The sequence below is a fragment of the Streptomyces sp. KMM 9044 genome (assembly GCF_024701375.2).
Classification (GTDB): Bacteria; Actinomycetota; Actinomycetes; order Streptomycetales; family Streptomycetaceae; genus Streptomyces.
Genome location: NZ_CP113910.1, coordinates 5,037,195 through 5,061,167 on the forward strand (window position 1 = coordinate 5,037,195; position 23,973 = coordinate 5,061,167).

The 23,973-nt window shown below is 69.8% G+C and carries 16 protein-coding genes, 2 tRNA genes and 1 pseudogene; 17 read left to right on the forward strand and 2 right to left on the reverse strand.

Annotated features, from left to right (window positions below; translation table 11 throughout):
• The first annotated feature begins 143 nt into the window (after positions 1-143).
• On the forward strand, positions 144-338 hold the full coding sequence (locus tag HUV60_RS22685) for a hypothetical protein (RefSeq protein ID WP_257849073.1): 195 nt from the start codon (positions 144-146) through the stop codon (positions 336-338).
• Between the two features lie 1,308 nt (positions 339-1,646).
• On the opposite strand, the gene HUV60_RS22690 is transcribed toward HUV60_RS22685, so the two are convergent.
• A tRNA-Gly gene (locus tag HUV60_RS22690) sits at positions 1,647-1,720 on the reverse strand.
• 178 nt (positions 1,721-1,898) lie between these two features.
• Here HUV60_RS22690 and HUV60_RS22695 point away from each other — a divergent pair.
• The 5 genes and pseudogenes from HUV60_RS22695 (at position 1,899) to clpX (ending at position 7,119) form a co-directional block, all read left to right on the forward strand.
• Positions 1,899-1,975 (forward strand) — tRNA-Pro (locus HUV60_RS22695).
• A gap of 168 nt (positions 1,976-2,143) precedes the next feature.
• Positions 2,144-3,514: pseudogene (tig, locus tag HUV60_RS22700) on the forward strand (trigger factor); the annotation flags it as partial.
• Between the two features lie 676 nt (positions 3,515-4,190).
• Positions 4,191-4,799, forward strand: a complete 609-nt coding sequence (locus tag HUV60_RS22705) for an ATP-dependent Clp protease proteolytic subunit (protein ID WP_257850214.1) — start codon at positions 4,191-4,193, stop codon at positions 4,797-4,799.
• 163 nt (positions 4,800-4,962) lie between these two features.
• On the forward strand, positions 4,963-5,643 hold the full coding sequence (locus HUV60_RS22710) for an ATP-dependent Clp protease proteolytic subunit (protein WP_269441225.1): 681 nt from the start codon (positions 4,963-4,965) through the stop codon (positions 5,641-5,643).
• 189 nt (positions 5,644-5,832) lie between these two features.
• Positions 5,833-7,119: an ATP-dependent Clp protease ATP-binding subunit ClpX gene (clpX, locus tag HUV60_RS22715; protein WP_257849074.1), complete on the forward strand. Its 1,287-nt coding sequence runs from the start codon at positions 5,833-5,835 to the stop codon at positions 7,117-7,119.
• 101 nt (positions 7,120-7,220) lie between these two features.
• Here the strand turns inward: clpX and HUV60_RS22720 are convergent, their stop codons facing one another.
• A complete protein-coding gene (locus HUV60_RS22720) occupies positions 7,221-8,132 on the reverse strand; it encodes a hypothetical protein (protein ID WP_257849075.1) in 912 nt (303 codons plus the stop codon).
• 138 nt (positions 8,133-8,270) lie between these two features.
• Here HUV60_RS22720 and HUV60_RS22725 point away from each other — a divergent pair, with 138 nt between their 5' ends.
• From HUV60_RS22725 to HUV60_RS22775, 11 genes are all read left to right on the forward strand, one after another.
• Positions 8,271-10,919, forward strand: a complete 2,649-nt coding sequence (locus tag HUV60_RS22725) for a valine--tRNA ligase (protein ID WP_257849076.1) — start codon at positions 8,271-8,273, stop codon at positions 10,917-10,919.
• Positions 10,920-11,021: 102 nt separating this feature from the next.
• On the forward strand, positions 11,022-12,590 hold the full coding sequence (folC, locus tag HUV60_RS22730) for a bifunctional tetrahydrofolate synthase/dihydrofolate synthase (RefSeq protein WP_443047384.1): 1,569 nt from the start codon (positions 11,022-11,024) through the stop codon (positions 12,588-12,590).
• Positions 12,591-12,596: 6 nt separating this feature from the next.
• Complete coding sequence (locus HUV60_RS22735) at positions 12,597-12,947, forward strand: DUF4233 domain-containing protein (protein WP_257849077.1); 351 nt, start codon at positions 12,597-12,599, stop codon at positions 12,945-12,947.
• Between the two features lie 70 nt (positions 12,948-13,017).
• The gene (gene ndk / locus HUV60_RS22740) at positions 13,018-13,431 is read left to right on the forward strand and encodes a nucleoside-diphosphate kinase (protein WP_257849078.1); all 414 of its coding nucleotides are present in this window, start codon (positions 13,018-13,020) and stop codon (positions 13,429-13,431) included.
• Between the two features lie 487 nt (positions 13,432-13,918).
• Entirely contained in the window at positions 13,919-14,938 is a 1,020-nt protein-coding gene (locus tag HUV60_RS22745; protein ID WP_257849079.1) for a rod shape-determining protein, read from the forward strand.
• A gap of 170 nt (positions 14,939-15,108) precedes the next feature.
• Positions 15,109-16,050 (forward strand): rod shape-determining protein MreC, encoded by a 942-nt coding sequence (gene mreC, locus HUV60_RS22750; RefSeq protein ID WP_257849080.1) that lies wholly within the window; start codon positions 15,109-15,111, stop codon positions 16,048-16,050.
• Between the two features lie 12 nt (positions 16,051-16,062).
• Positions 16,063-16,728, forward strand: a complete 666-nt coding sequence (mreD, locus tag HUV60_RS22755; protein WP_257849081.1) for a rod shape-determining protein MreD — start codon at positions 16,063-16,065, stop codon at positions 16,726-16,728.
• Between the two features lie 34 nt (positions 16,729-16,762).
• A complete protein-coding gene (mrdA, locus tag HUV60_RS22760) occupies positions 16,763-19,039 on the forward strand; it encodes a penicillin-binding protein 2 (RefSeq protein WP_257849083.1) in 2,277 nt (758 codons plus the stop codon).
• Positions 19,036-20,238 (forward strand): rod shape-determining protein RodA, encoded by a 1,203-nt coding sequence (gene rodA, locus HUV60_RS22765; protein WP_257849084.1) that lies wholly within the window; start codon positions 19,036-19,038, stop codon positions 20,236-20,238. Before mrdA ends, rodA begins: the two co-directional genes overlap by 4 nt.
• A gap of 109 nt (positions 20,239-20,347) precedes the next feature.
• Positions 20,348-21,910, forward strand: a complete 1,563-nt coding sequence (locus HUV60_RS22770; RefSeq protein WP_257849085.1) for a CYTH and CHAD domain-containing protein — start codon at positions 20,348-20,350, stop codon at positions 21,908-21,910.
• Between the two features lie 88 nt (positions 21,911-21,998).
• Positions 21,999-23,957: a TIGR03960 family B12-binding radical SAM protein gene (locus tag HUV60_RS22775; protein ID WP_257849086.1), complete on the forward strand. Its 1,959-nt coding sequence runs from the start codon at positions 21,999-22,001 to the stop codon at positions 23,955-23,957.
• Positions 23,958-23,973: the final 16 nt, after the last annotated feature.

Here is a 23,973-nt window from a genome sequence, read left to right on the forward strand (position 1 = left end):
CGCGAGGGGCGGCCGATGCGAGGCGGATGATGCGTCACTGGCCGCATGACCCGGCCCTGTTGGTGGCACGATGGTTCTGGCGGGGCGCGCGGGGATGCGTCACCCGGACCGGACGAGCGGACCGACCAGGGGTGTGATCAGTTGTGGCCATTTCACTGTCTGTGGTGGTGTTGTTGGCGGTCATCCTTGTGGTGCTGATCAGAGGTGGCTCCATCAAGGCCGGCCCCGCGATCGTCGCGATCCTCTTCGGTTTCTTCCTTGCCTCCACCGGCATGGCGCCGTCGATCAGCCGCTTCATGGACTCGATAGCGGACATGATCAACTCCATCAGCTTCTGACGCCTTCTGCCGGCGTCCGGTCCTGCCGGCGTCCGAGGACGCGAACAGGGCCGGCCGGGGGAGCGAAGCTCCGGCCGGCCCTGCGCCGCGTGGAGCAGGCGACGGAAACCGGACCCGCGCGGCCGGTGTGGAAGATCACGTCACCAGGCCTTGTCTGACCTGGTGAGACGCCGGCCCGGACTGGTTCGAGTCGGTGGCCGGTGTTCCCCGCCGCTCCCCGCCCGTTCCTGCTGGATCGGGCACGCCGGGGACGCGGACGGCCCTCTCCCGGCTTGCCGGGGAGGAGGGCCGGGAGGGCTTCGCCGGGTCTAGTGGCCGGTCACGCGGTCGTCCGTGGCCGTCGGGCCGATACCGCTCTCACCGCAGAGCCGCAGACCAGGACTGCTGACAGTGCGGTCAAGTTGGTCAGAACGTCTTGGATCTGTGCGACGGGGACGTAGACGACCACGATGACGACGAGGACGGCGGTCCAGTCTCGCGGCCGGGGGATCGGAAGCGGGTTCGTTGAGGTCACACTCACGGCAGTACCTCCTAGGCGCCCGCCCGTCGATCGCTGCTCCTGCCGGGGCCCGTGCAGCGATCGGTGGGCTTTTGCGGTGGGCCACTGTGATGTAGGTCTCCCCTCGACACGCAGTGGAGTAACGATGCGTAAGAGTGATCTAACCCATGGTCATGAGATGCGGGGGTGTGCGAAGTCATGACATCTGCGATGCGGACGGTAAGGCCCGCCCGGCAAGGTCGGCGGAGTATCGATGGCCGAGCCGAACCGGCGGGGTGCCACCCGTCGGTTGAGGGCGGCGCCCCGCCGGTGACAGGTTCGAGCCTTGTCCTCATGAGGTCGGTCATGGCGGCTTCCGGCCCTCGCGATGCGCCGGGCGCGCGGCGCGGCGACGGCCGCCGCGGTCCCGCCGGGTCCGGCCGCGTTCGCTGTTGTCGGTGTCAGCCGCTGATGTCGGGAACGAAGGGCTCCTCGACAGGTGGTCGCTCCGCACTCTTTCCAGTGCACGGCATCCGGTGGGCCGGCGCGACCCGTTCTCCGGGCAACGGGTCAATTCCGCGGACCCGGACGGCCGTGACGTCGATGGCCAGTGGCGGCCGGGGTGTCTGGATCCTGACAAGGTGCCACCGGAAGCGCCCGGGCCCGACCCTGGCCGGTGATTCTGTCACTGTCAGGCTGACCCGACGGCGCCCCCTCCGTCCCGGTGCCGGCCCGCGCCTCGCGCGGGGACCACGACCGACTGGCCGGGGCCCGGAACACGATCGGGGCCAGGTCGGAGGAATGATCCTCCGACCTGGCCCCGAGTCGTATGGAGCGGGCGACGGGAATCGAACCCGCGTAGCTAGTTTGGAAGACTAGGGCTCTACCATTGAGCTACGCCCGCACATCACACACCGCCGACCCTGGGGTCGCGGTACTGACAGGCATCGTAGCGGGTGGTGCGCCCTCGTCGCACACCCCGTGCCCGTCCCGGTGCCGACGCCGCGCCGGACCGCGCACCACGCCCGGTGAATGCGGCGTCCCGACCGGGCGCCGGCATGTACCCTACGTGTCGCACCAGACGGGGTGTGGCGCAGCTTGGTAGCGCGTCCGCTTTGGGAGCGGAAGGCCGTGGGTTCAAATCCCGCCACCCCGACCAGTCACCTGATCACCGCCAGTGATCGGCTTTGGGTCGCTGCAGCCGCTGCCGTTACTATGCAAGCTGCACGCCCGTGTGCTCATCGTCTGAAGTCTCCGGGCTGCGAATCGGCCGGACCGTTCTGGTCCCGGCAGAAATCCAGAAGTCAGCCACCAAGGAGACCGAACCGTGAAGAGCGCCGTGGAGACCCTGAACCCGACCCGGGTTCGGCTCACTGTCGAGGTGCCCTTCGAGGAGCTCAAGGACAGCCTCGACGCGGCGTACAAGAAGATCAACCAGCAGGTCACGGTGAAGGGCTTCCGCAAGGGCAAGGTCCCGGCCCGGGTCATCGACCAGCGGTTCGGCCGCGGTGCGGTGCTGGAGGAGGCGGTCAACGACGCGCTCCCGAGGTTCTACACCGACGCGGTCAACGAGGCCGAGCTGAACCCGCTGGGCCAGCCCGAGGTCGACATCACGGAGCTGAAGGACGGCGAGACGCTGAACTTCACCGCCGAGGTCGACATCCGCCCGACCATCGAGATTCCGGACTACTCCGGCATCGAGGTCGAGGTCGACGCCGTCGAGGTCAGCGAGGAGGACGTCGACAAGGCCGTCGAGGAACTGCGTGAGCGCTTCGCCTCCACCGCCCCGGTCGAGCGCGCCGCCGAGGACGGCGACGTCGTCACGATCGACCTCGAGGCCAAGGTCGACGGCGAGGTCCTCGAGGACGGCATCGCCAGCGGCATCTCCTACACCATCGGCTCCGGCGAGCTGCTGGACGGCGTCGACGCCGCGGTGACGGGCCTGTCGGTCGACCAGGAGGCCACCTTCACCTCCGAGCTCAAGGGCGGCTCCGCGGTGGGCAAGGAGGCCGAGGTCACCGTGAAGGTCACCCAGGTCGCCAAGCGTGAACTGCCCGAGCTGGACGACGAGTTCGCGCAGCTGGCCTCCGAGTTCGACACCCTCGAGGAGCTGCGCGCGGACAGCCGCGAGCGCCTGGAGAACATGAAGCAGTACGACCAGGCCACGCAGGCCCAGGAGCGCGTCCTGGACAAGCTGCTCGAGCTGGTCGAGGTCCCCGTCCCCGAGAAGCTGCTCGAGGACGAGGTCAACACCCGTAAGCACAACCTCGAGCACCACCAGCTCGGCCAGATGGGCCTCGACCTCGAGAAGTACCTCGAGATCCAGGGCAAGACCGCCGAGGAGTTCGACACCGAGACCCGCGAGGCCGCGGTCAAGGGCATCAAGACCCAGTTCGTCCTCGACGAACTGGTCAATCAGGAGAAGCACAACGTCAACCAGGAGGAGCTCACCGAGCACCTCATGCGGCGTGCGGCCTCCTCCGGCATGTCCCCCGACCAGTTCGCCCAGGCGGTCGTCGAGGGCGGCCAGGTTCCGCTCCTGGTCGGCGAGGTCGCCCGCGGCAAGGCCCTGGCCTCCGTGGTCGAGAAGGCCGTGGTCAAGGACACCAACGGCGAGATCGTCGACCTCGACGACGAGGACGACGAGGACGACGAGGGTGAGGGCGCCGATGCCCCCGACGAGGCCCCCGCCGCCGACGCCAAGGCCGACGCCGATGCCAAGGCCGACGACGCCAAGGTCCCCGCCGATGCCAAGGCCGACGACGCCGACGCCAAGGCCGACGCCGATGCCAAGGCCGACGACGCCGACGCCAAGGCCGACGCCGATGCCAAGGCCGACGCCGACGCCAAGGCCGACGAGAAGACCGAGGGCTGACCCTCGCATCGCCTCTGACGGACGCACGACGGGCCCCCGGCATTCATGCCGGGGGCCCGTCTGTCGTACGGCAGGGCCCCCGCCCCAGGGGTGCGGGGGCCGTACCGGTGCGCGGATCCGCCGTGTGGGCGCCACCGGCCGCCCCGACCCGAGGCGCTCCCTGCCGGGGCCCCGCGATGTCCCGACGCCCGGCGACGCCCTCCCGGCCCGCCGGACGCGCCGCTCCTCCTTCCCCGGAGACCCGTCGGAAGCGCCCTGACGGATCTCCACCGGCGGATACGCCCACGATGCGGGAACCCGGCGCACCCGGCGGGGCACCCTGCGCTCACAGCGAACACCCCCCGCTCCGGGATTCCCCGAAGGGGCCCGCGCGTTAGGGTCCATGAGTACGAGGGCAGGGGAGTCCGCGAGCACGGCCGGACGGCCCCACGCCCCGGCAGAACACGTGAGACGGCCCGGCGCCGTCGTAAGACGAGCAGGTGGATACGTGACGAATCTGATGCCTTCAGCCGCCGGCGAGCCTTCCATCGGTGGTGGCCTCGGCGACCAGGTCTACAACCGGCTGCTCGGCGAGCGGATCATCTTCCTCGGCCAGCCGGTCGACGACGACATCGCCAACAAGATCACCGCACAGTTGCTGCTCCTTGCCGCCGACCCGGACAAGGACATCTTCCTCTACATCAACAGCCCCGGCGGCTCGATCACCGCCGGCATGGCGATCTACGACACCATGCAGTTCATCAAGAACGACGTGGTGACCATCGCCATGGGCCTCGCGGCCTCGATGGGCCAGTTCCTGCTCAGCGCGGGCACGCCCGGCAAGCGCTTCGCGCTGCCGAACGCGGAGATCCTGATCCACCAGCCGTCCGCCGGCCTGGCCGGCTCGGCCTCGGACATCAAGATCCATGCCGAGCGGCTGCTGCACACCAAGAGGCGCATGGCCGAGCTCACCTCGCAGCACACCGGCCAGACGATCGAGCAGATCACCCGCGACTCGGACCGCGACCGCTGGTTCGACGCCTTCGAGGCCAAGGAGTACGGCCTCATCGACGACGTCATCCCCACGGCCGCGGGCATGCCGGGCGGCGGCGGCACCGGGGCGGCCTGAGCGGCCCACGGGAGCCACACGGCTCCGTAGGACCCCCGCCGGCCCCCGATCGGACGGACCGGCTCCGAGCAGCTCCGCTCGGAGCGGCCCGGACCGGCTCCAGGGTCCGGCGGCAGCCCCAGCAGCCCCGGCCCACCGCCTCAGCCCCTTTCCAGGAGACACTGTGAACGACTTCCCCGGCAGCGGCCTGCACGACCGCACCCGTGCCGAGTACACCGGACCCGCGGCCGAGTCCCGCTACGTCATCCCGCGCTTCGTCGAGCGCACCTCCCAGGGCATCCGCGAGTACGACCCGTACGCGAAGCTCTTCGAGGAGCGCGTGATCTTCCTCGGCGTGCAGATCGACGACGCCTCCGCCAACGACGTCATGGCGCAGCTGCTGTGCCTGGAGTCGATGGACCCCGACCGGGACATCTCCGTCTACATCAACAGCCCCGGCGGCTCCTTCACCGCCCTCACGGCGATCTACGACACCATGCAGTACGTGAAGCCCGACGTGCAGACGGTCTGCATGGGCCAGGCGGCCTCCGCCGCCGCGGTCCTGCTCGCCGCCGGTACGCCCGGCAAGCGCATGGCGCTGCCGAACGCCCGCGTGCTGATCCACCAGCCGTACAGCGAGACCGGCCGTGGCCAGGTCTCCGACCTGGAGATCGCCGCCAACGAGATCCTCCGGATGCGCGCGCAGCTCGAGGACATGCTGGCCAAGCACTCCACCACGCCGGTCGAGAAGATCCGTGAGGACATCGAGCGCGACAAGATCCTCACGGCCGAGGACGCACTGAGCTACGGTCTGATCGACCAGATCATCACCACCCGGAAGATGGACAACTCCAGCCTGCGCTGACGCGTGGGGCCCGGGAGGCTGTATCGTCTGCCGCCCCTTGGCATGGTTCATGACGGTCCGCGTCGAAGCGAACCGTGCCGAGGGGGGCCCGAACGGGGGGCCCGGCAAGGTACCGTCGGACATAAGGCAGCACCAGGAGTCGCTGGACGTTGACGTCCAGGCGGCTCCCAGGCGAAGGGGAAGCACACCGTGGCACGCATCGGTGACGGCGGCGATCTGCTCAAGTGCTCGTTCTGCGGCAAGAGCCAGAAGCAGGTCAAGAAGCTCATCGCAGGGCCCGGTGTGTACATCTGCGACGAGTGCATCGACCTCTGCAACGAGATCATCGAGGAAGAACTCGCCGAGACCAGTGAGGTCCGCTGGGAGGAACTGCCCAAACCCCGGGAGATCTACGAGTTCCTCGAGGGATACGTGGTCGGCCAGGAATCGGCCAAGAAGGCCCTCTCCGTCGCCGTGTACAACCACTACAAGCGGGTCCAGGCGGGGGAGAACGGCGGTGCCCAGGGCCGCGAGGACGCCATCGAGTTGGCGAAGTCCAACATCCTGCTGCTGGGCCCCACCGGTTCCGGCAAGACCCTCCTCGCCCAGACCCTCGCCCGTATGCTGAACGTCCCGTTCGCGATCGCGGACGCCACCGCCCTCACCGAGGCCGGGTACGTCGGTGAGGACGTCGAGAACATCCTGCTGAAGCTGATCCAGGCCGCCGACTACGACGTCAAGAAGGCCGAGACCGGCATCATCTACATCGACGAGATCGACAAGGTCGCGCGCAAGAGCGAGAACCCGTCGATCACGCGTGACGTGAGCGGCGAGGGCGTCCAGCAGGCCCTGCTGAAGATCCTCGAGGGGACCACGGCGTCCGTCCCGCCGCAGGGCGGCCGCAAGCACCCGCACCAGGAGTTCATCCAGATCGACACGACGAACGTGCTGTTCATCGTGGGCGGCGCCTTCTCCGGCCTGGAGAAGATCATCGAGGGCCGCGCGGGGGCCAAGGGCATCGGTTTCGGCGCGACGATCCGCTCCAAGCGGGAGATCGAGTCCAAGGACCAGTTCGAGCAGGTCATGCCGGAGGACCTGGTCAAGTTCGGCATGATCCCCGAGTTCATCGGCCGGCTCCCGGTCATCACCTCGGTCCACAACCTCGACCGCGAGGCCCTGCTCCAGATCCTGATCGAGCCGCGCAACGCGCTCGTCAAGCAGTACCAGCGCCTCTTCGAACTCGACGGCGTGGAGCTGGACTTCGAGCGCGAGGCCCTCGAGGCCATCGCGGACCAGGCCATCCTGCGCCAGACCGGCGCCCGCGGCCTGCGTGCCATCATGGAGGAAGTCCTCCAGGGCGTCATGTACGAGGTCCCGTCCCGCAAGGACGTCGCCCGCGTGGTGGTCACCGCGGACGTGGTCCTCTCCAACGTCAACCCGACCCTGATCCCGCGCGACGCCCGCGGCCGCGGACCGGGCGAGCAGAAGACGGCGTAGGGCGCGGCGGCAGAGGCCACTCCCCGCACACGCGAAAGGGCCCCGGTCGAGCGACCGGGGCCCTTTCGCGCCCTCCCCGGTACGCGGGCACGCGCCGCGTACTACGCGGGCACGCGCACGTCGTCGCGGAGCTTCGTGGTGATGTCCGCGGCGGCGTCCTTCGTGATGTCCTTGGTGTTGTCACCGGGGGAGACGACGGCGACCGTGCTGTAGTCGGCCCAGATGCAGAACCAGTTGGTGGTCTCCTTCTGGGTGAGGTTGTTGTTGCCCTTGCCCGCCTGGCACTTCATCACCGCACCGTCGAGGTCGACCGCCTCGGGCTCGCCCACCAGCTCGGTCATGAGCTCGTTGGACGTGCTCTCCTCAGTCTCCTTCTCGATGTTCGCGAAGAGCGCGTCCACGGCCGCCTCGGGCTCCTCGACCTCGCCGTAGGCGCCGAAGAACGTGACGCCCTTCGCCTTGAGCAGCTCGTCCTGGCCGGGCATGTCGGCCGGGTCGGGGTTCGCGGGGTCGTAGTTGCTGAAGTCGGCCGTCGAGTAGGAGGCGCCGACGGACTTGCCGTCCTTCACCCCGCCCTTGGCCAGGTCCTTGGCGGTGCTGGAGCTCGAGTCCTCGCCGCCCTCACCGACGCGCGTGTACTCGCCGACGACCGTTTCCGGCGCGGAGAGCTTGTGCGGCCCGTCGTCCTCCAGGCCGTCCGCGCCGCCGCCCCCGCCGATCACGAAGTACGCGCCGACACCGATCGCCACCACGACCGCCACCGCGCCGATGATCCAGCCGGCCTTCTTGGCGCCGCCCCCCGGGGCCTTGCCGGACGGGGGCTGCTGCGGCGGGACGCCCTGGCCGGGCCGGGGCGGGTAGCCGTAACCGGGCTGGCCGGGAGGCGGGGTCTGCTGGGGGTAGCCGTAGCCGGGCTGCGGAGCCTGCGGCTGCTGGCCGTAGGGACCCGGCTGACCGTACGGTCCGGGCTGCTGGGGCTGCCCGCCGTACGGCCCCGGCTGGTGGTAGCTCATGTTCTGGGTTCCCCTCCAGATACTTATGTGTCGCTGACATCCTGTCTCAGCTCCGGCGTGATCAGGCCGTCGGGGGGTGCACCGTTACAAAGGAATCGCGTTTCGGGACTGGCCCGTGACACCTCTAAACTGAGGCCCGTGACCGAGAACTCTCAGCAGCCGCAGCCGCCCACCTCCGAACTGCCGACCCAGTACGCGCCGGCCGACGTAGAGGGGCCGCTGTACGAGCGCTGGGTGGAGCGGGGCTATTTCGAGGCCGACGCGAAGAGCGACAAGCCCCCGTACACCGTCGTCATCCCCCCGCCGAACGTCACGGGCAGCCTGCACCTCGGGCACGCCTTCGAGCACACCCTCATCGACGCCCTGACCCGCCGCAAGCGCATGCAGGGTCACGAGACGCTGTGGCAGCCCGGCATGGACCACGCCGGCATCGCCACGCAGAACGTCGTCGAGCGGGAACTCGGCAAGGAGGGCAAGTCCCGGCACGATCTGGGCCGTGAGGCCTTCGTCGAGCGGGTCTGGCGGTGGAAGGGCGAGTCCGGCGGCCAGATCTCCGGGCAGATGCGCCGCCTCGGCGACGGCGTCGCCTGGTCGCGTGAGCGCTTCACCATGGACGAGGGGCTGTCCCAGGCCGTCCAGACCATCTTCAAGCGGCTCTACGACGACGAGCTGATCTACCGCGCCGAGCGCATCATCAACTGGTGCCCGCGCTGTCTGACCGCGATCTCCGACATCGAGGTCGAGTACCAGGACGACGACGGCGAACTCGTCTCCATGACGTACGGCGACGGGGACGAGACCATCGTCGTCGCCACCACCCGCGCCGAGACGATGCTCGGCGACACGGCCGTCGCCGTCCACCCCGGGGACGAGCGGTACCAGCACCTGATCGGCAAGCTCATCAGGCTGCCGCTGACCGACCGCTCCATCCCGGTCGTCGCCGACGAGCACGTCGACCCCGAGTTCGGCACCGGCGCCGTCAAGGTGACCCCGGCGCACGACCCGAACGACTTCGAGATCGGCCGCCGCCACGACCTGCCGTCCCTCACCGTGATGGACGAGCACGCCGTCATCACCGTCCACGGCCCCTTCCAGGGCCTGGACCGGCTCGAGGCCCGCTCCGCCATCGTCGCCGCGCTGCGCGCCGAGGGCCGGATCGTCGCCGAGAAGCGGCCGTACGTCCACAGCGTCGGCCACTGCTCGCGCTGCAGGACCACCGTCGAGCCGCGGCTGTCCATGCAGTGGTGGGTCAAGGTCGGCCCGCTGGCCAAGGCGGCGGGCGACGCCGTCCGCGACGGCCGGGTCACCATCCACCCGCAGGAGATGGAGAAGCGGTACTTCGACTGGGTCGACAACCTCCACGACTGGTGCATCTCGCGCCAGCTGTGGTGGGGCCACCGGATCCCCGTCTGGTACGGGCCGGACGGCGAGGTCGTCTGCGTCGGCCCCGACGACGAGGCACCGAGCGGCGAGGGCTGGCACCAGGACACCGACGTCCTCGACACCTGGTTCTCCTCCGGCCTGTGGCCCTTCTCGACGCTGGGCTGGCCCGAACAGACGGAATCGCTCGCGAAGTTCTACCCGAACTCCGTCCTGGTCACCGGCTACGACATCCTCTTCTTCTGGGTCGCCCGGATGATGATGTTCGGCCTGTACGCGATGGACGGCACCCCGCCGTTCCACACCATCGCCCTGCACGGCATGGTCCGCGACCAGTTCGGCAAGAAGATGTCGAAGTCCTTCGGCAACGCGGTCAACCCGCTGGACTGGATGGACAAGTACGGTTCCGACGCCCTTCGCTTCACCCTCGCGCGCGGCGCCAACCCGGGTACCGACGTGCCGATCGGCGAGGACTGGGTCCAGGGTTCCCGCAACTTCGCCAACAAGATCTGGAACGCGACCCGCTTCGCGCTGATGAACGGCGCCACGGTCGACGGCCCGCTGCCGGACGCGTCGAAGCTGTCGCCGACCGACCGCTGGATCCTCTCCCGGCTCAACGCGGTGGTCGCCGAAGTCGACGCGTTCTACGACGACTTCCAGTTCGCCAGGCTGTCCGACGCACTGTTCCACTTCGCGTGGGACGAGGTCTTCGACTGGTACGTCGAGCTGTCCAAGACGACGTTCCAGGCGGGCGGGGAGCCGGCCGAGGTCGGCAAGCGCGTCCTCGGTGAGGTCCTCGACGTCACACTGCGGCTGCTGCACCCCGTGGTCCCGTTCGTCACCGAGACCCTGTGGACCACCCTCACGGGCGGCGAGTCGGTCGTCGTCGCCGACTGGCCGACGGCGGTGTCCGTCCCCGGCGCCGACACGCCGGGCGGCTTCCGGGACGCCGGCGCCGAGCGGGAGATCGCGACCCTCCAGTCCGTCATCACCGAGGTCCGCCGCTTCCGCGCCGACCAGGGCCTGCAGCCCGGGCAGCGGGTCCCGGCCCGGCTGTCCCTGGACGGCTCGGCGCTCGCCCCGCACAAGGCGGCGATCCGGCAGCTGCTGCGTCTCCAGCCGGAGGGCGACGCGTTCACCGCGACGGCGACCCTGCCGGTGGCGGGCGTCGAGGTCGCCCTGGACCTGTCCGGGGTGATCGACTTCGAGGCCGAGCGCAAGCGCCTCGCCAAGGACCTCGCGGCCGCGCAGAAGGAGCGTCAGCAGGCACAGGCCAAGCTGGGCAACGAGGCGTTCCTGGCGAAGGCCCCCGACCACGTGGTCGACAAGATCCGTACCCGGCTGGCCAAGGCGGACGAGGACATCACCCGCATCGGGGCCCAGCTGGAACGGCTCCCGAAGGCGTAGCCCCCAGCCGTCCCGCGTCCTCGAAAGCCCCCGGAGCCCGAGCGGTTCCGGGGGCTTTCGGCTCCCGTGGGGCGGACGCGGGCGGATACGTAGACTGGCCCCGTGAGCGACCTCCCTCCGAACGGCAACCACGACGACCACGGTGACCACGGTGACCACGACGACCGGCCGGACCCCCTCTACCCTCTCGACTCCCCCGACCCCTTCGAGGAGATCATCGAGGCGGAGACCCACCGGGACCCCGACCTCGCGGTGATCGAAGCCGGCAGCCGCACCCTGCGCACGCAGGGCGGCGCGCCCGAGTCCGACGTGCCCGCGCGGCCGGCGGACCCCGAGGTCGACCAGGCACTGCGGGAGGTCGAGGGGGAACTGGCGAGCCGCTGGGGCGAGACCAAGCTGGAGCCCTCCCTGGCCCGGGTCGCCGCGCTGATGGACGTCCTGGGCGAGCCGCAGCGCGCGTACCCCTCGATCCACATCACCGGCACCAACGGCAAGACGTCCACCGCCCGCATGATCGAGGCCCTGCTCGGCGCCTTCGAACTGCGCACCGGGCGCTACACCTCGCCGCACGTCCAGTCGGTCACCGAGCGGATCAGCCTCGACGGCGCGCCGGTCTCCGCCGAGCGGTTCGTGGAGACGTACCGGGACATCGCGCCGTACGTCGAGATGGTCGACGACCGGCAGGAGCACCGGCTGTCCTTCTTCGAGGTGCTCACCGGCATGGCGTACGCGGCCTTCGCCGACGCGCCGGTGGACGCGGCCGTCGTCGAGGTCGGCATGGGCGGCAGCTGGGACGCCACCAACGTGATCGACGGCAGTGTCGCCGTGGTGATGCCGATCGACCTCGACCACACCGACCGGCTCGGCACCACGCCCGCCGAGATCGCCGCCGAGAAGGCCGGCATCATCAAGCCGGACGCGACGGTGATCATGGCCCAGCAGCCGGTCGACGCGGCCCAGGTGCTGCTGAAGAAGGCCGTCGAGGCCGACGCGACCGTGGCCCGGGAAGGACTGGAGTTCGGGGTCGTCGCCCGGCAGGTCGCCGTCGGCGGCCAGCAGCTGACCCTGCGCGGCCTCGGCGGCGAGTACCCCGAGGTGTATCTGCCACTGCACGGCGCCCACCAGGCGCACAACGCCGCCGTGGCGCTCGCCGCCGTGGAGGCGTTCTTCGGCGTCGGCGCCCAGCGCGCCGAGCCGCTGGACATCGACACCGTCCGCAAGGCCTTCGCCGCCGTCGCCTCACCGGGCCGGCTGGAGGTCGTACGCCGGTCGCCCACCGTCGTGCTGGACGCCGCCCACAACCCGGCGGGCGCGCGGGCCGCGGCCGGGGCGATCGGGGAGGCGTTCCAGTTCAGCCGGCTCATCGGCGTGGTCGGCGCGAGCGGCGACAAGAACGTGCGCGGGCTACTGGAGGCCTTCGAACCGGTCTTCGCCGAGGTCGTCGTCACACAGAACTCCAGCCACCGTGCGATGGACGCCGACGAACTGGCCGGGATCGCCGTCGAGGTGTTCGGCGAGGACCGCGTCCAGGTCGAACCCCGGCTGCCCGACGCGCTGGAGGCGGCGATCACGCTCGCCGAGGAGGAGGGCGAGTTCACCGGCGCCGGTGTGCTCGTCACCGGTTCCGTCATCACCGTCGGCGAGGCCCGACTGCTTCTGGGGAAGGGCTGAGACACCGTGCGTACACTCTGCGCGTCGACCCTGATCGGCGAGTTCTTCGTCATCGGTTTCGCCGGACTGGTCGCGATGAAGGACCCGGACCTGGCGACCGGCACCGTGTGGACGGTCTGCGGCATCGCCATGTTCCTGTCCGCGGCACTGTGCGGGGTGATCACCAGGCCCGGCGGCGTCGCCCTCGGCTGGGCCCTGCAGATCCTGCTGATCGCCTCCGGCGTCTTCGTCCCGGTGATGTTCCTCCTGGGCGTGATGTTCGCGGCGGTGTGGTGGGCCTCGGTGCACTACGGGCGGAAGATCGACGAGGCGAAGGCCCTGTTCGCTGCCCGGACCGAGGGGCCTGACACTGCGTGACAGGCACGGAGCCCCGCCCGGTAACCTTCACAAAACCTCGCACCACCCTTGATGCATAAGGAGCTCCGCCGTGACCCAGCGCACCCTCGTCCTCCTCAAGCCCGACGCCGTCCGGCGCGGCCTGACCGGCGAGATCATCAGCCGCATCGAGCGCAAGGCCGGCTGGCAGCTCACCGCGCTGGAGCAGCGGACCCTGGACCGCGCCACGCTGGAGCAGCACTACGCGGAGCACGTCGGCCGCCCGTTCTACGAGCCGCTGATGGAGTTCATGGCCTCCGGCCCGGTCGTGGCGATGATCGTCGAGGGGGAGCGGGTCATCGAGGGCGTGCGCCAACTGGCCGGTCCGACCGACCCGGTCGCCGCGGCCCCGGGCTCGATCCGCGGGGATTTCGGCGTCATCGTCCGGGAGAACCTGATCCACGCCTCCGACTCCGAGGAGTCCGCCGAGCGCGAGGTGAAGATCTTCTTCCCGGGCCGCGCCTGACGCTCACGGGCAACACCGTCCGCATCGGCCGCGCGTGGCAGCCCCACGGGTACGGGCCGCGCGTACCGACCGCCCGCGTGGCCGTACGGGGCGTAACCGCCGTGCACAACGAATGCGCACAACGGTTGTGCACGACACGTGTACGGCAAGGGGCGCGAGGACCGCACACGACGATCACCCGCCAAGGCCGTGCATAACAATCACGTAGCGGCCGTGGACTGCGGTTTCGGCCGCCTGACGACGGTCTGGGGGCTTTGCCCCGGACCTTTTCGGCGCACGGCCTGCGTTCGGGGGAACGAGTGCCCCCGATGGCCCGTCTCCACAAGCAACGGGCCCCTCCATCTGATGACAATGGCGAAGACCCTCGCGCCGTGTTCGCGGTGGCGCGTCTACGATGGAAGCCCTCGCGCCACCGCACCCACCTCGCCTACCTGAAAAGCCCTCAAAAGCCAGCGGGAAGGCCAGACGAATCCTGATGGGGAACTCAATGTCGTTCATCGGCCGTGACATGGCTGTCGACCTCGGGACCGCCAACACGCTGGTGTACGTCAGAGGCCGCGGGATCGTACTCAACGAGCCGTCCGTCGTCGCGATCAACACCAATACCGGTGGCATCCTCGCGGTCGGGGCCGAAGCGAAGAAGATGATCGGGCGCACCCCCGGCAACATCGTTGCCGTCCGCCCCCTGAAGGACGGCGTCATCGCCGACTTCGAGATCACCGAGCGGATGCTCCGCTACTTCATCCTGAAGATCCACAAGCGGCGGTATCTGGCCCGTCCGCGGGTCGTCGTCTGTGTCCCCTCGGGCATCACAGGGGTGGAGCGCCGCGCCGTCATCGAGGCGTCGTCCCAGGCCGGCGCCCGTCAGGTGCACATCATCGAGGAGCCCATGGCCGCGGCCATCGGCTCCGGCCTGCCGGTCCACGAGGCCACGGGCAACATGGTGGTGGACATCGGCGGCGGCACCACGGAGGTCGCGGTCATCTCCCTCGGCGGCATCGTCACCGCCCAGTCCATCCGGGTCGCGGGCGACGAACTGGACAACGCGATCATCCAGCACATCAAGAAGGAGTACTCCCTTCTGCTGGGTGAGCGCTCGGCCGAGCAGATCAAGATCACGATCGGTTCGGCGTACGACCTCGACTCCGACGAGCACACCGAGATCCGTGGCCGGGACCTGGTCTCCGGGCTGCCCAAGACCGTGGTCATCTCCGCCGACGAAGTCCGCAAGGCGATCGAGGAGCCCGTCAACGCGATCGTGGACGCCGTCAAGACCACTCTCGACAAGTGCCCGCCGGAACTGTCCGGCGACATCATGGACCGGGGTATCGTGCTGACCGGTGGCGGCGCCCTGCTGCGCGGCCTGGACGAGCGGCTGCGCCGGGAGACGGGCATGCCCATCCACATCGCCGAGGACCCGCTGGACAGCGTGGCGCTCGGTTCCGGAAAGTGCGTCGAGGAGTTCGAGGCACTCCAGCAGGTGCTGGACGCCCAGCCGCGCAGATGACACGACTCCTCGATTCCGCCGTACGGGACGATCTCCTCTCGTACGGCGGATCGTTGATATGGAGACACCAGCCCACTCATACTTTCCGACCGTTCCCGAAGACCCCCGAAGACTTCTGACGACTTTCGTTCTCGCTACCCGTTTCGACGAGGAAGGCACGGCCGCCGCACGTGAGGGACACACGAGAGAGCCGGCTGCTCCTGGTGCTGCTGATCACCACCGCTTTCGCACTGATCACGGTGGACATCCGCGGGGGAGAGGATTCGCCGGTCGACGGTGCCCGGCAGGCCGCGGCCACGGTCTTCGGCCCGATCGAGAACGGGGTCTCCGGCGCGGTCGACCCGATCGGCAACGCGGTCGCCGCGGTCCGTGACTCCGGCGACCGGCACGACCGGCTCGCCGAACTCGAGCGGGAGAACGCCGCGCTCAAGGCCGAACTCGGCAGCGACGACCGCAACCGCAGCAGAGCCAAGCAGCTCGACACGGTGCTGAAGGTCGCCGGCCAGGGCCAGTACGGCATCAAGGGCGCCCAGGTCATCGCCATAGGAGCGGCCCAGGGCTTCTCCTGGACGATCACCATCGACGTCGGCGCGGCCGACGGCATCGAGCGCGACATGACCGTCCTCAACGGCGACGGACTCGTCGGCCGGGTCACCACCGTCGGCCCGCACACCGCCACCGTGCTGCTCGCCAACGACCCCGACTTCACCGTCGGCACCCGCATGGAGGCCGGCGACGAACTCGGCTTCGCCTCCGGCCAGGGCGACCGGCCCCTGCGCGTCGAACTCCTCAATGGCAAGGCCGAGGTCAAGAAGGGCGACCGGCTGGTCACCTTCGGCTCCCAGGCCGACAAGCCGTTCGTGCCCGGCGTCCCCGTCGGCACCGTCTCCCGCGTCGACCCCTCCGGCGGCGACCTCACCCGCACCCTCTACGTCACGCCGTTCGTCGGCTTCACCAAGCTCGACATCGTCGGTGTCGTGGTCCAGGCCCCCGAGAAGGACCCGCGCGACACGGTGCTGCCCAGGAAGCCGAAGCCGACGCCCACCCCGACCGTCACGGTGACGGTCACCCCGTCCGCCCCTGCCGACGGCCAGTACCAGCAAGAGCAGTAGGAGCTGTCACCCATGCGCCTCAACCGGATCCTGCTCTCCAGCTCACTGATCGTCGTCGCCCTGGTGATCCAGGTGAGCGTCCTCGCCCGCCTCCACCTCCCGGGCGCCGTCCCCGACCTGCTCCTCCTCACCGTCCTCGGCCTCGCCCTGGTCTACGGCCATGTCGGCGGTTCCCTCATCGGTTTCGGCGCCGGACTCCTTGCCGACCTCGCGCCGCCCGCCGACCACGCCGTCGGCCGCTACGCCCTCGTGCTGTGCCTCATCGGATACCTGGCCGGACTGGTCAAGCCCGAGTCCGGCCAGGTGAGATCGGCGACCGGCCCGATGACCGTGGTGGTCGCCGCCGCCGTGGGCTCCACCCTGCTCTACGCCGGCGTGGGTGCCCTCGTCGGTGACACCGCCGCCCGCCATGTCGGCCTCGGTGGACTGCTCCTCAGCGCCGCCCTGTACGACCTGCTGCTCGCCCCGTTCGTCGTCCCCGGCGTCATGGCCCTGGCCCGCCGGGCCGAGAACGATCCGCTCGCCGAGACCAGCTCCGCCAAGTCCGGCGACGTCGCCTCCGGCTGGAGCTCCGGCGGCACCGGGCTGCGCATCGGCGCCCAGCGGGGCCTTCGCGTGAAGGCGGCGCGGGCACGGGTGGCGCGGGCCGGCCGCATCAAGGGGGTCAAGCGCCTGTGACCCCGCACCACCTCACCGAGGGGGAGGAAGCCGCGTGACCAACATTCCCGAGACCGGGCGCAGTACACGGGTGCAGATCCGGCTCGTCGTCATCCAGGTCCTCGTCCTCTCCCTCCTCGGCACCCTCGGCGGGCGCCTGTGGTACCTCCAGATCCGCGAAGGCGCCGAGTACGCCAAGGAAGCCTCCGGCAACCACGTCCAGCAGGTCGTCCAGCCCGCGGTCCGCGGCTCCATCCTGGACGCCCGCGGGGTGGCCCTCGCCGACAACGAGACCCGGCTGGTCGTCTCCGCCTCCCGCACCGAGCTGATGAAGATGCGCGACGACGGCAAGGCGGTCCTCACCAAGCTCGCCGGTGTCCTCGGCATGCCCGCCAAGGACGTCATGGAGAAGATCCGGCTGTGCGACGCCGAGACCCCGCAGCCCTGCTGGAACGGCTCGCCGTACCAGCCCATCCCCATCACCGACGAGGCCACCGCCAAGCAGGCCCTGCAGATCCGCGAGCGCACCGAGGACTTCCCCGGCATCAGCGCCGAGCCCCAGGCCGTACGCCGGTACGCGGCTCCCGGACAGGCCAACACCGCCCAGGTCCTCGGCTATCTCTCGCCCGTCACCGACGAGGAACTCCAGAAGGCGCAGGACACCGACTCGCCGTACCTGCGCTCCGACCAGGTCGGCCGCTCCGGTCTCGAGCGCCAGTACGACAGGGAGCTGCGCGGCAAGGCCGGCGTCACCCGCTACGAGGTCGACAACCTCGGCCGCGTCATCGGCGAGGCCCAGGCCGACCCCGCCGAACCCGGCGCCAACCTCGTCACCAGTATCGACGCCCGCGTCCAGCGGGTCGCCGAGTACGAGCTGAACGAGGCGATGAAGGCCGCCCGCAAGGAGATGGACCGCAACACCAACCGCCTCTACGAGGCCGACTCCGGTGCCATCGTCGTCATGGAGGCCAAGACCGGCAGGGTCGTCGCCATGGCCTCCAACCCGAGCTACGACCCCAACGCCTGGGTCGGCGGCATCTCCGGCAAGGACTACGCGAGCCTGACCGGCAAGGACTCCAACTACCCGCTGCTCAACCGCGCCATCCAGGGTGTGTCGGCACCCGGCTCCATCTTCAAGGTCATCCCGACCGCAGCGGCGGTCAACGCCGGGTACTCCTTCGACGGCCCCTACGAATGCTCCAGCTCGTACTCCATCGGCGGCCAGGTCTTCAAGAACTTCGAGTCCCAGAACCACGGCCAGATCAGCCTCGGCCGTGCCCTCGAGGTCTCCTGCGACACCGTCTTCTACCGCCTTGCCCACGAGGAGTGGAAGCGCGACGGCGGCAACAAGCCGAAGAAGAACGCCGAGGACTGGTTCTACAAGACCTCCCACCAGTTCGGTCTCGGCGAGCTGACCGGCATCGACCTGCCCAACGAGGTCACCGGCCGGGTCCCCGACCGCCAGTGGAAGATCGACTACTGGGAGGCCAACAAGGACGCCTGGTGCAAGTCCGGCAAGAAGGGCGGCAGCTACGTCGAGCAGATCGCCTACGAGAACTGCCTCGAAGGCAACCGCCTGCGCGCCGGTGACTCCGTCAACTACTCCATCGGCCAGGGCGACACCCTCGTCACCCCCATCCAGATGGCTTCCGTCTACGCGGCCCTCTCCAACGGCGGCACGCTCTACCAGCCCACCGTCGGCAAGGCCGTCATCAGCCCCGACGGCAAGAAGGTCACGGAGATCGAGCCCGAGGCGCAGAGCAAGCTGCCGGTCAGCAAGAAGACCCTCGCCGAAATAGACGGCGCCCTCGAGGGAGTCGCCACCCGCGGTACGGCCGCCTGGCGGTTCGGCGGCTGGCCGCAGGAGGAGATCCCGATGCACGCCAAGACCGGCACCGCGGAGGTCTACGGCAAGCAGACCACTTCCTGGTTCGCCACCTACACCAAGGACTACTCGATCGTCATGACGATCGCCCAGGGTGGTACCGGCTCCGGCGCCTCGGGCCCCGCCGTGCGCAACGTCTACAACGCGCTGTACGGCGTCTCCCCGGACGGCGACATCGACGAGAAGAAGGCACTCCTGCCCACCCCGCAGAAGACGCTGCCCAAGGTCAGGACGGACGGAACCATCCTCTCCCCGAAGGTCTCCAAGGACCCGGCCAAGGAGCAGCGGGCCGCCGCGGAGAGCGAGCAGGCACCCGACGGCCGGCCCCAGGAGCAGGGCGCGACCACGCCCACACCCCCGCCCGCCAACCGCGACACCCGCCGCCGCGGCGCACGGCCGGGCGGCGCCCGGGCACGCCGCCCGGCAGGCCGGAGGTCGGCGCCATGACCGGCGGAGTCAACAGCTTCCACGTCTCCGGATACGGACCCGAGCGGGCCGGCTGGACGCGGCTCCTCGCCCGCGACTCCCCGGCCCGGCGCCTCGACTGGCCGATACTGCTCTCGGCGGTCGCCCTGTCGCTGCTCGGCTCCCTCCTGGTCTACTCGGCGACCCGCAACCGCACCGACATCAACCAGGGCGACCCGTACTACTTCCTGGTCCGGCACTGGCTGAACACCGGCATCGGTCTGGCCCTGATGATCGCCATGCTCTGGCTCGGCCACCGCGCCCTGCGCACCGCGGTGCCGGTCCTCTACGGCGCCTCGGTGCTGCTGATCCTGCTGGTGCTCACCCCGCTGGGCTCCACCATCAACGGCGCCCACTCCTGGATCAAGCTCGGCGGCGGCTTCTCGATCCAGCCGTCCGAGTTCGTGAAGCTCACGATCATCCTGGGCATGGCGATGCTCCTCGCCGCCCGGGTCGACGCGGGCGACAAGCCCTACCCCGACCACCGCACGGTCCTGCAGGCACTCGGACTGGCCGCCGTCCCCATGGCGATCGTGATGCTGATGCCCGACCTCGGGTCGGTCATGGTCATGGTCATCATCGTGCTCGGCGTCCTGCTCGCCTCCGGTGCCTCCAACCGGTGGGTCCTCGGCCTGATCGGCGCCGGCGCGGCCGGCGCGATCACCGTCTGGCAGCTCGGGGTGCTCGACGAGTACCAGATCAACCGCTTCGCCGCCTTCGCCAACCCCGAGCTCGACCCCGCCGGTGTCGGTTACAACACCAACCAGGCCCGCATCGCCATCGGCTCCGGCGGTCTCACCGGCTCCGGGCTCTTCGAGGGCTCGCAGACCACCGGCCAGTTCGTGCCCGAGCAGCAGACCGACTTCGTCTTCACCGTCGCCGGGGAGGAACTCGGCTTCGTCGGCGGTGGACTCATCATCGCCCTGCTCGGCATCATCCTGTGGCGCGCCTGCTGTATCGCCCGCGACACCACCGACCTGTACGGCACCGTCGTCGCCGCCGGCATCGTCGCCTGGTTCGCCTTCCAGTCCTTCGAGAACATCGGCATGACCCTCGGCATCATGCCGGTCACGGGGCTGCCCCTGCCGTTCGTGTCCTACGGCGGCTCGTCGATGTTCGCGGTGTGGCTGGCCGTGGGCCTCCTGCAGTCGATCAGACTGCAACGCCCGCTGTCCGCGTGACCCGCCCGGTCCCGCGGGGCCGCCAGGCCTTTTCGACCGACCCGGTTTCCCCGGCACCGACCGGGGAAACCGGGATGGTGCAACCATCGGCGACGAGTAGATTCGGGTCATGGCGGACACCAAACGTGAAATCGAGCGCAAGTACGAGTCAGGCGACAGCGGACTCCCCGACCTGACTGACATCCCAGGCGTCGAGTCCGTCGTCGAGCGGGGCGTGACCCACCTCGACGCCACCTACTACGACACCGCCGACGAGCGCCTCGCCGCCGCCTCCCTCACGCTGCGCAGACGCACCGGCGGCTCCGACGCCGGCTGGCACCTGAAGTTCCCCGTCGCCCCCGGGGTGCGCGACGAGATCCACGCCCCGCTCTCCGACACCCTCCCGGAGAGCCTCGCCCGGCTCGTCCGCTCCCGCGTCCGCGACACCGAACTGAAGCCCGTGGTCCGGCTGCGCTCCGAGCGGGACCTGCGCCACCTCCTCGACGCCGACCGCCGGCTCCTCGCCGAGATCAGCGTCGACACGGTGCGCGCCGAACGCCTCACCGGCCACGGCGGCACCGCCCGGTGGACCGAGACCGAGGTCGAACTCGCCGACGACGGCGACCCCGCCTTCCTCGACAAGGTCGGCAAGCGGCTCCACAAGGCGGGCATGCGCCCGTCGAAGGCCGCCTCCAAACTGGCCCGCGCCCTCGCCGAGACCGCACCCCCGGCCGGCCTCCCCGAGGAAGCCGCCCCCGCTCCCGCACCCGCCCCGGCCGCGGCACCGAAGCGCAAGCACCGCAGCCGACCGGTCGGGAAACCCGTCAACGCCGGCGACCACGTCCTCGCCTACGTCCGCGCCCAGCGGGACGCCCTCGTGGATCTCGACCCCGCCGTACGCCAGGACGTACCCGACTCCGTGCACCGCATGCGGGTCGCCACCCGCCGCCTGCGCAGCACCTTCCGCTCCTTCCGCTCAGTCCTGGACCGGGAGACCACCGACCCGGTCGGCGTCGACCTGAAGTGGCTGGCCGCCGAACTCGGCCTGGACCGCGACCAGGAGGTACTCGCCGAGCGCCTGACCTCGGCCCTGGGCGAGCTGCCCGACACCCTTGTCCTCGGCCCCGTCCGCGAACGGCTGGCCTCCTGGTCCGAGGCCGGCCACCGCGGAGCCCACAGCGAGGTCACCGCCATCCTCGACTCCCGCCGCTACCTCTCCCTGCTCGACACCCTCGACGCCCTGCTGGCCGACCCGCCCCTGCGGAAGAAGGCCGCCCGCGACCCGGGGAAGGTGCTCGCCGAGGCCGTGAGCGAGGACCTCGCCAAGGTGGCCGACCTCGTCACCCGGGCACTGGACCTGCCGCCCGGCCACGACCGCGACGTCGTCGTGCACGAGGCCCGCAAGAAGACCAAGCGCACCCGCTACGCCGCCGAGGCCGCCGCCCCGGCCCTCAAGGGCCCCGCCAAGGACCTGGTCAAGAACATGAAGACGCTCCAGAGCCTCCTCGGCGACCACCAGGACAGCGTCATGGCCCGCCAGACCCTGCGCGAGCTGTCCGCCGTCGCCCACGCGTCGGGGGAGAGCGCCTTCACCTACGGTCTGCTCCACGGACACGAGGAACGCCGGGCCGAGATCGTCGAAGCGGCCCTCCCGGAAACCTGGAAGCGGATCAAGGACAGCACCGCCTTCTGACACCGGGCCGGCCGCGGACCGTGCGGGGGACCTCTCAGGCCGGGTTAGGCTGGATGGTCCCCCTTGCCCGCACACAAAGGTTCCCGAGATGCCTGCCGAAGCCGCCGAGGCCGCCGAGTCTGTGTTTCCGCAGCTCGAAGCTCTGCTCCCGCATGTGCAGAAGCCGATCCAGTACGTCGGCGGAGAGCTCAACTCCACGGTCAAGCCTTGGGACAGCTGTGACGTCCGCTGGGCGCTCATGTACCCCGACGCGTACGAGGTCGGACTCCCCAACCAGGGCGTCATGATCCTCTACGAGGTCCTCAACGAGCAGGACGGCGTCCTCGCCGAGCGCACCTACAGCGTCTGGCCGGACCTGGAGGAACTGATGCGCGAGCACCACGTCCCCCAGTTCACGGTCGACAGCCACCGCCCGGTCAAGGCCTTCGACGTGTTCGGCCTGAGCTTCTCCACCGAGCTCGGCTACACCAACATGTTCGCCGCCCTGGACCTCGCGGGCATCCCGCTCGAGGCCCGGGACCGCGGCCTGGACGACCCGATCGTCATGGCCGGCGGCCACGCCGCGTTCAACCCCGAGCCGATCGCCGACTTCATCGACTGCGCCGTCATCGGCGACGGCGAGCAGGCCGTCCTCGAGGCCACCCGGATCATCCGCGCCTGGAAGGAGGAGGGCCGCCCCGGCGGCCGCGAGGAACTCCTCTTCCGCCTGGCCAGGACCGGCGGCGTGTACGTCCCCGGTTTCTACGACGTCGAGTACCTCCCCGACGGTCGGATCGCCCGTGTCGTACCGAACAGGTCGGGTGTGCCGTGGCGCGTCTCCAAGCACACGGTCATGGACCTCGACGAGTGGCCCTACCCCAAGCAGCCCCTCGTCCCGCTCGCCGAGACGGTCCACGAACGCATGTCGGTGGAGATCTTCCGCGGCTGCACCCGCGGCTGCCGCTTCTGCCAGGCCGGCATGATCACCCGCCCGGTGCGCGAGCGCTCCATCACCGGCATCGGCGACATGGTTGAGAAGGGGCTTCGGGCGACCGGCTTCGAAGAGGTCGGCCTCCTGTCCCTCTCCTCCGCCGACCACTCGGAGATCGGCGACATCGCCAAGGGTCTCGCCGACCGCTACGAAGAGGACAAGATCGGTCTCTCGCTGCCCTCCACCCGCGTCGACGCCTTCAACGTCGACCTGGCCAACGAGCTGACCCGCAACGGCCGCCGCTCCGGCCTCACCTTCGCCCCCGAGGGCGGCTCGGAGCGCATGCGCAAGGTCATCAACAAGATGGTCTCCGAGGACGACCTGATCAGGACCGTCGCCACGGCCTACGGCAACGGCTGGCGCCAGGTGAAGCTCTACTTCATGTGCGGCCTGCCCACCGAGACCGACGACGACGTCCTCCAGATCGCCGACATGGCGATGAACGTCATCCAGAAGGGCCGCGAGGTCTCCGGCTCGGGCGACATCCGCTGCACCGTCTCCATCGGCGGCTTCGTCCCCAAGCCGCACACCCCCTTCCAGTGGGCCCCGCAGCTGTCGGCCGAGGAGACGGACGCCCGCCTGACCAAGCTGCGCGACAAGATCCGCGGCGACAAGAAGTACGGCCGTTCCATCGGCTTCCGCTACCACGACGGCAAGCCCGGCATCATCGAGGGCCTGCTCTCCCGCGGCGACCGCCGCGTCGGCGCGGTCATCCGCGCGGTCTACGAGGACGGCGGCCGCTTCGACGGCTGGCGCGAGCACTTCTCCTACGACCGCTGGATGCGCTGCGCCGACAAGTCCCTCGCGCAGTTCGGCGTGGACGTCGCCTGGTACACCACCCGCGAACGCACCTACGAGGAGGTCCTCCCCTGGGACCACCTCGACTCCGGCCTCGACAAGGACTGGCTCTGGGAGGACTGGCAGGACGCCCTCGACGAGACAGAGGTCGAGGACTGCCGCTGGACCCCGTGCTTCGACTGCGGCGTGTGCCCTCAGATGGACACTTGGCCACAAGTAAGCGACAGCGGCAAGAAGTTGCTGCCGCTGACAGTCAAGAAGTCCGCTCCGACCAGCTGAAACGGGGTGTGCGGGG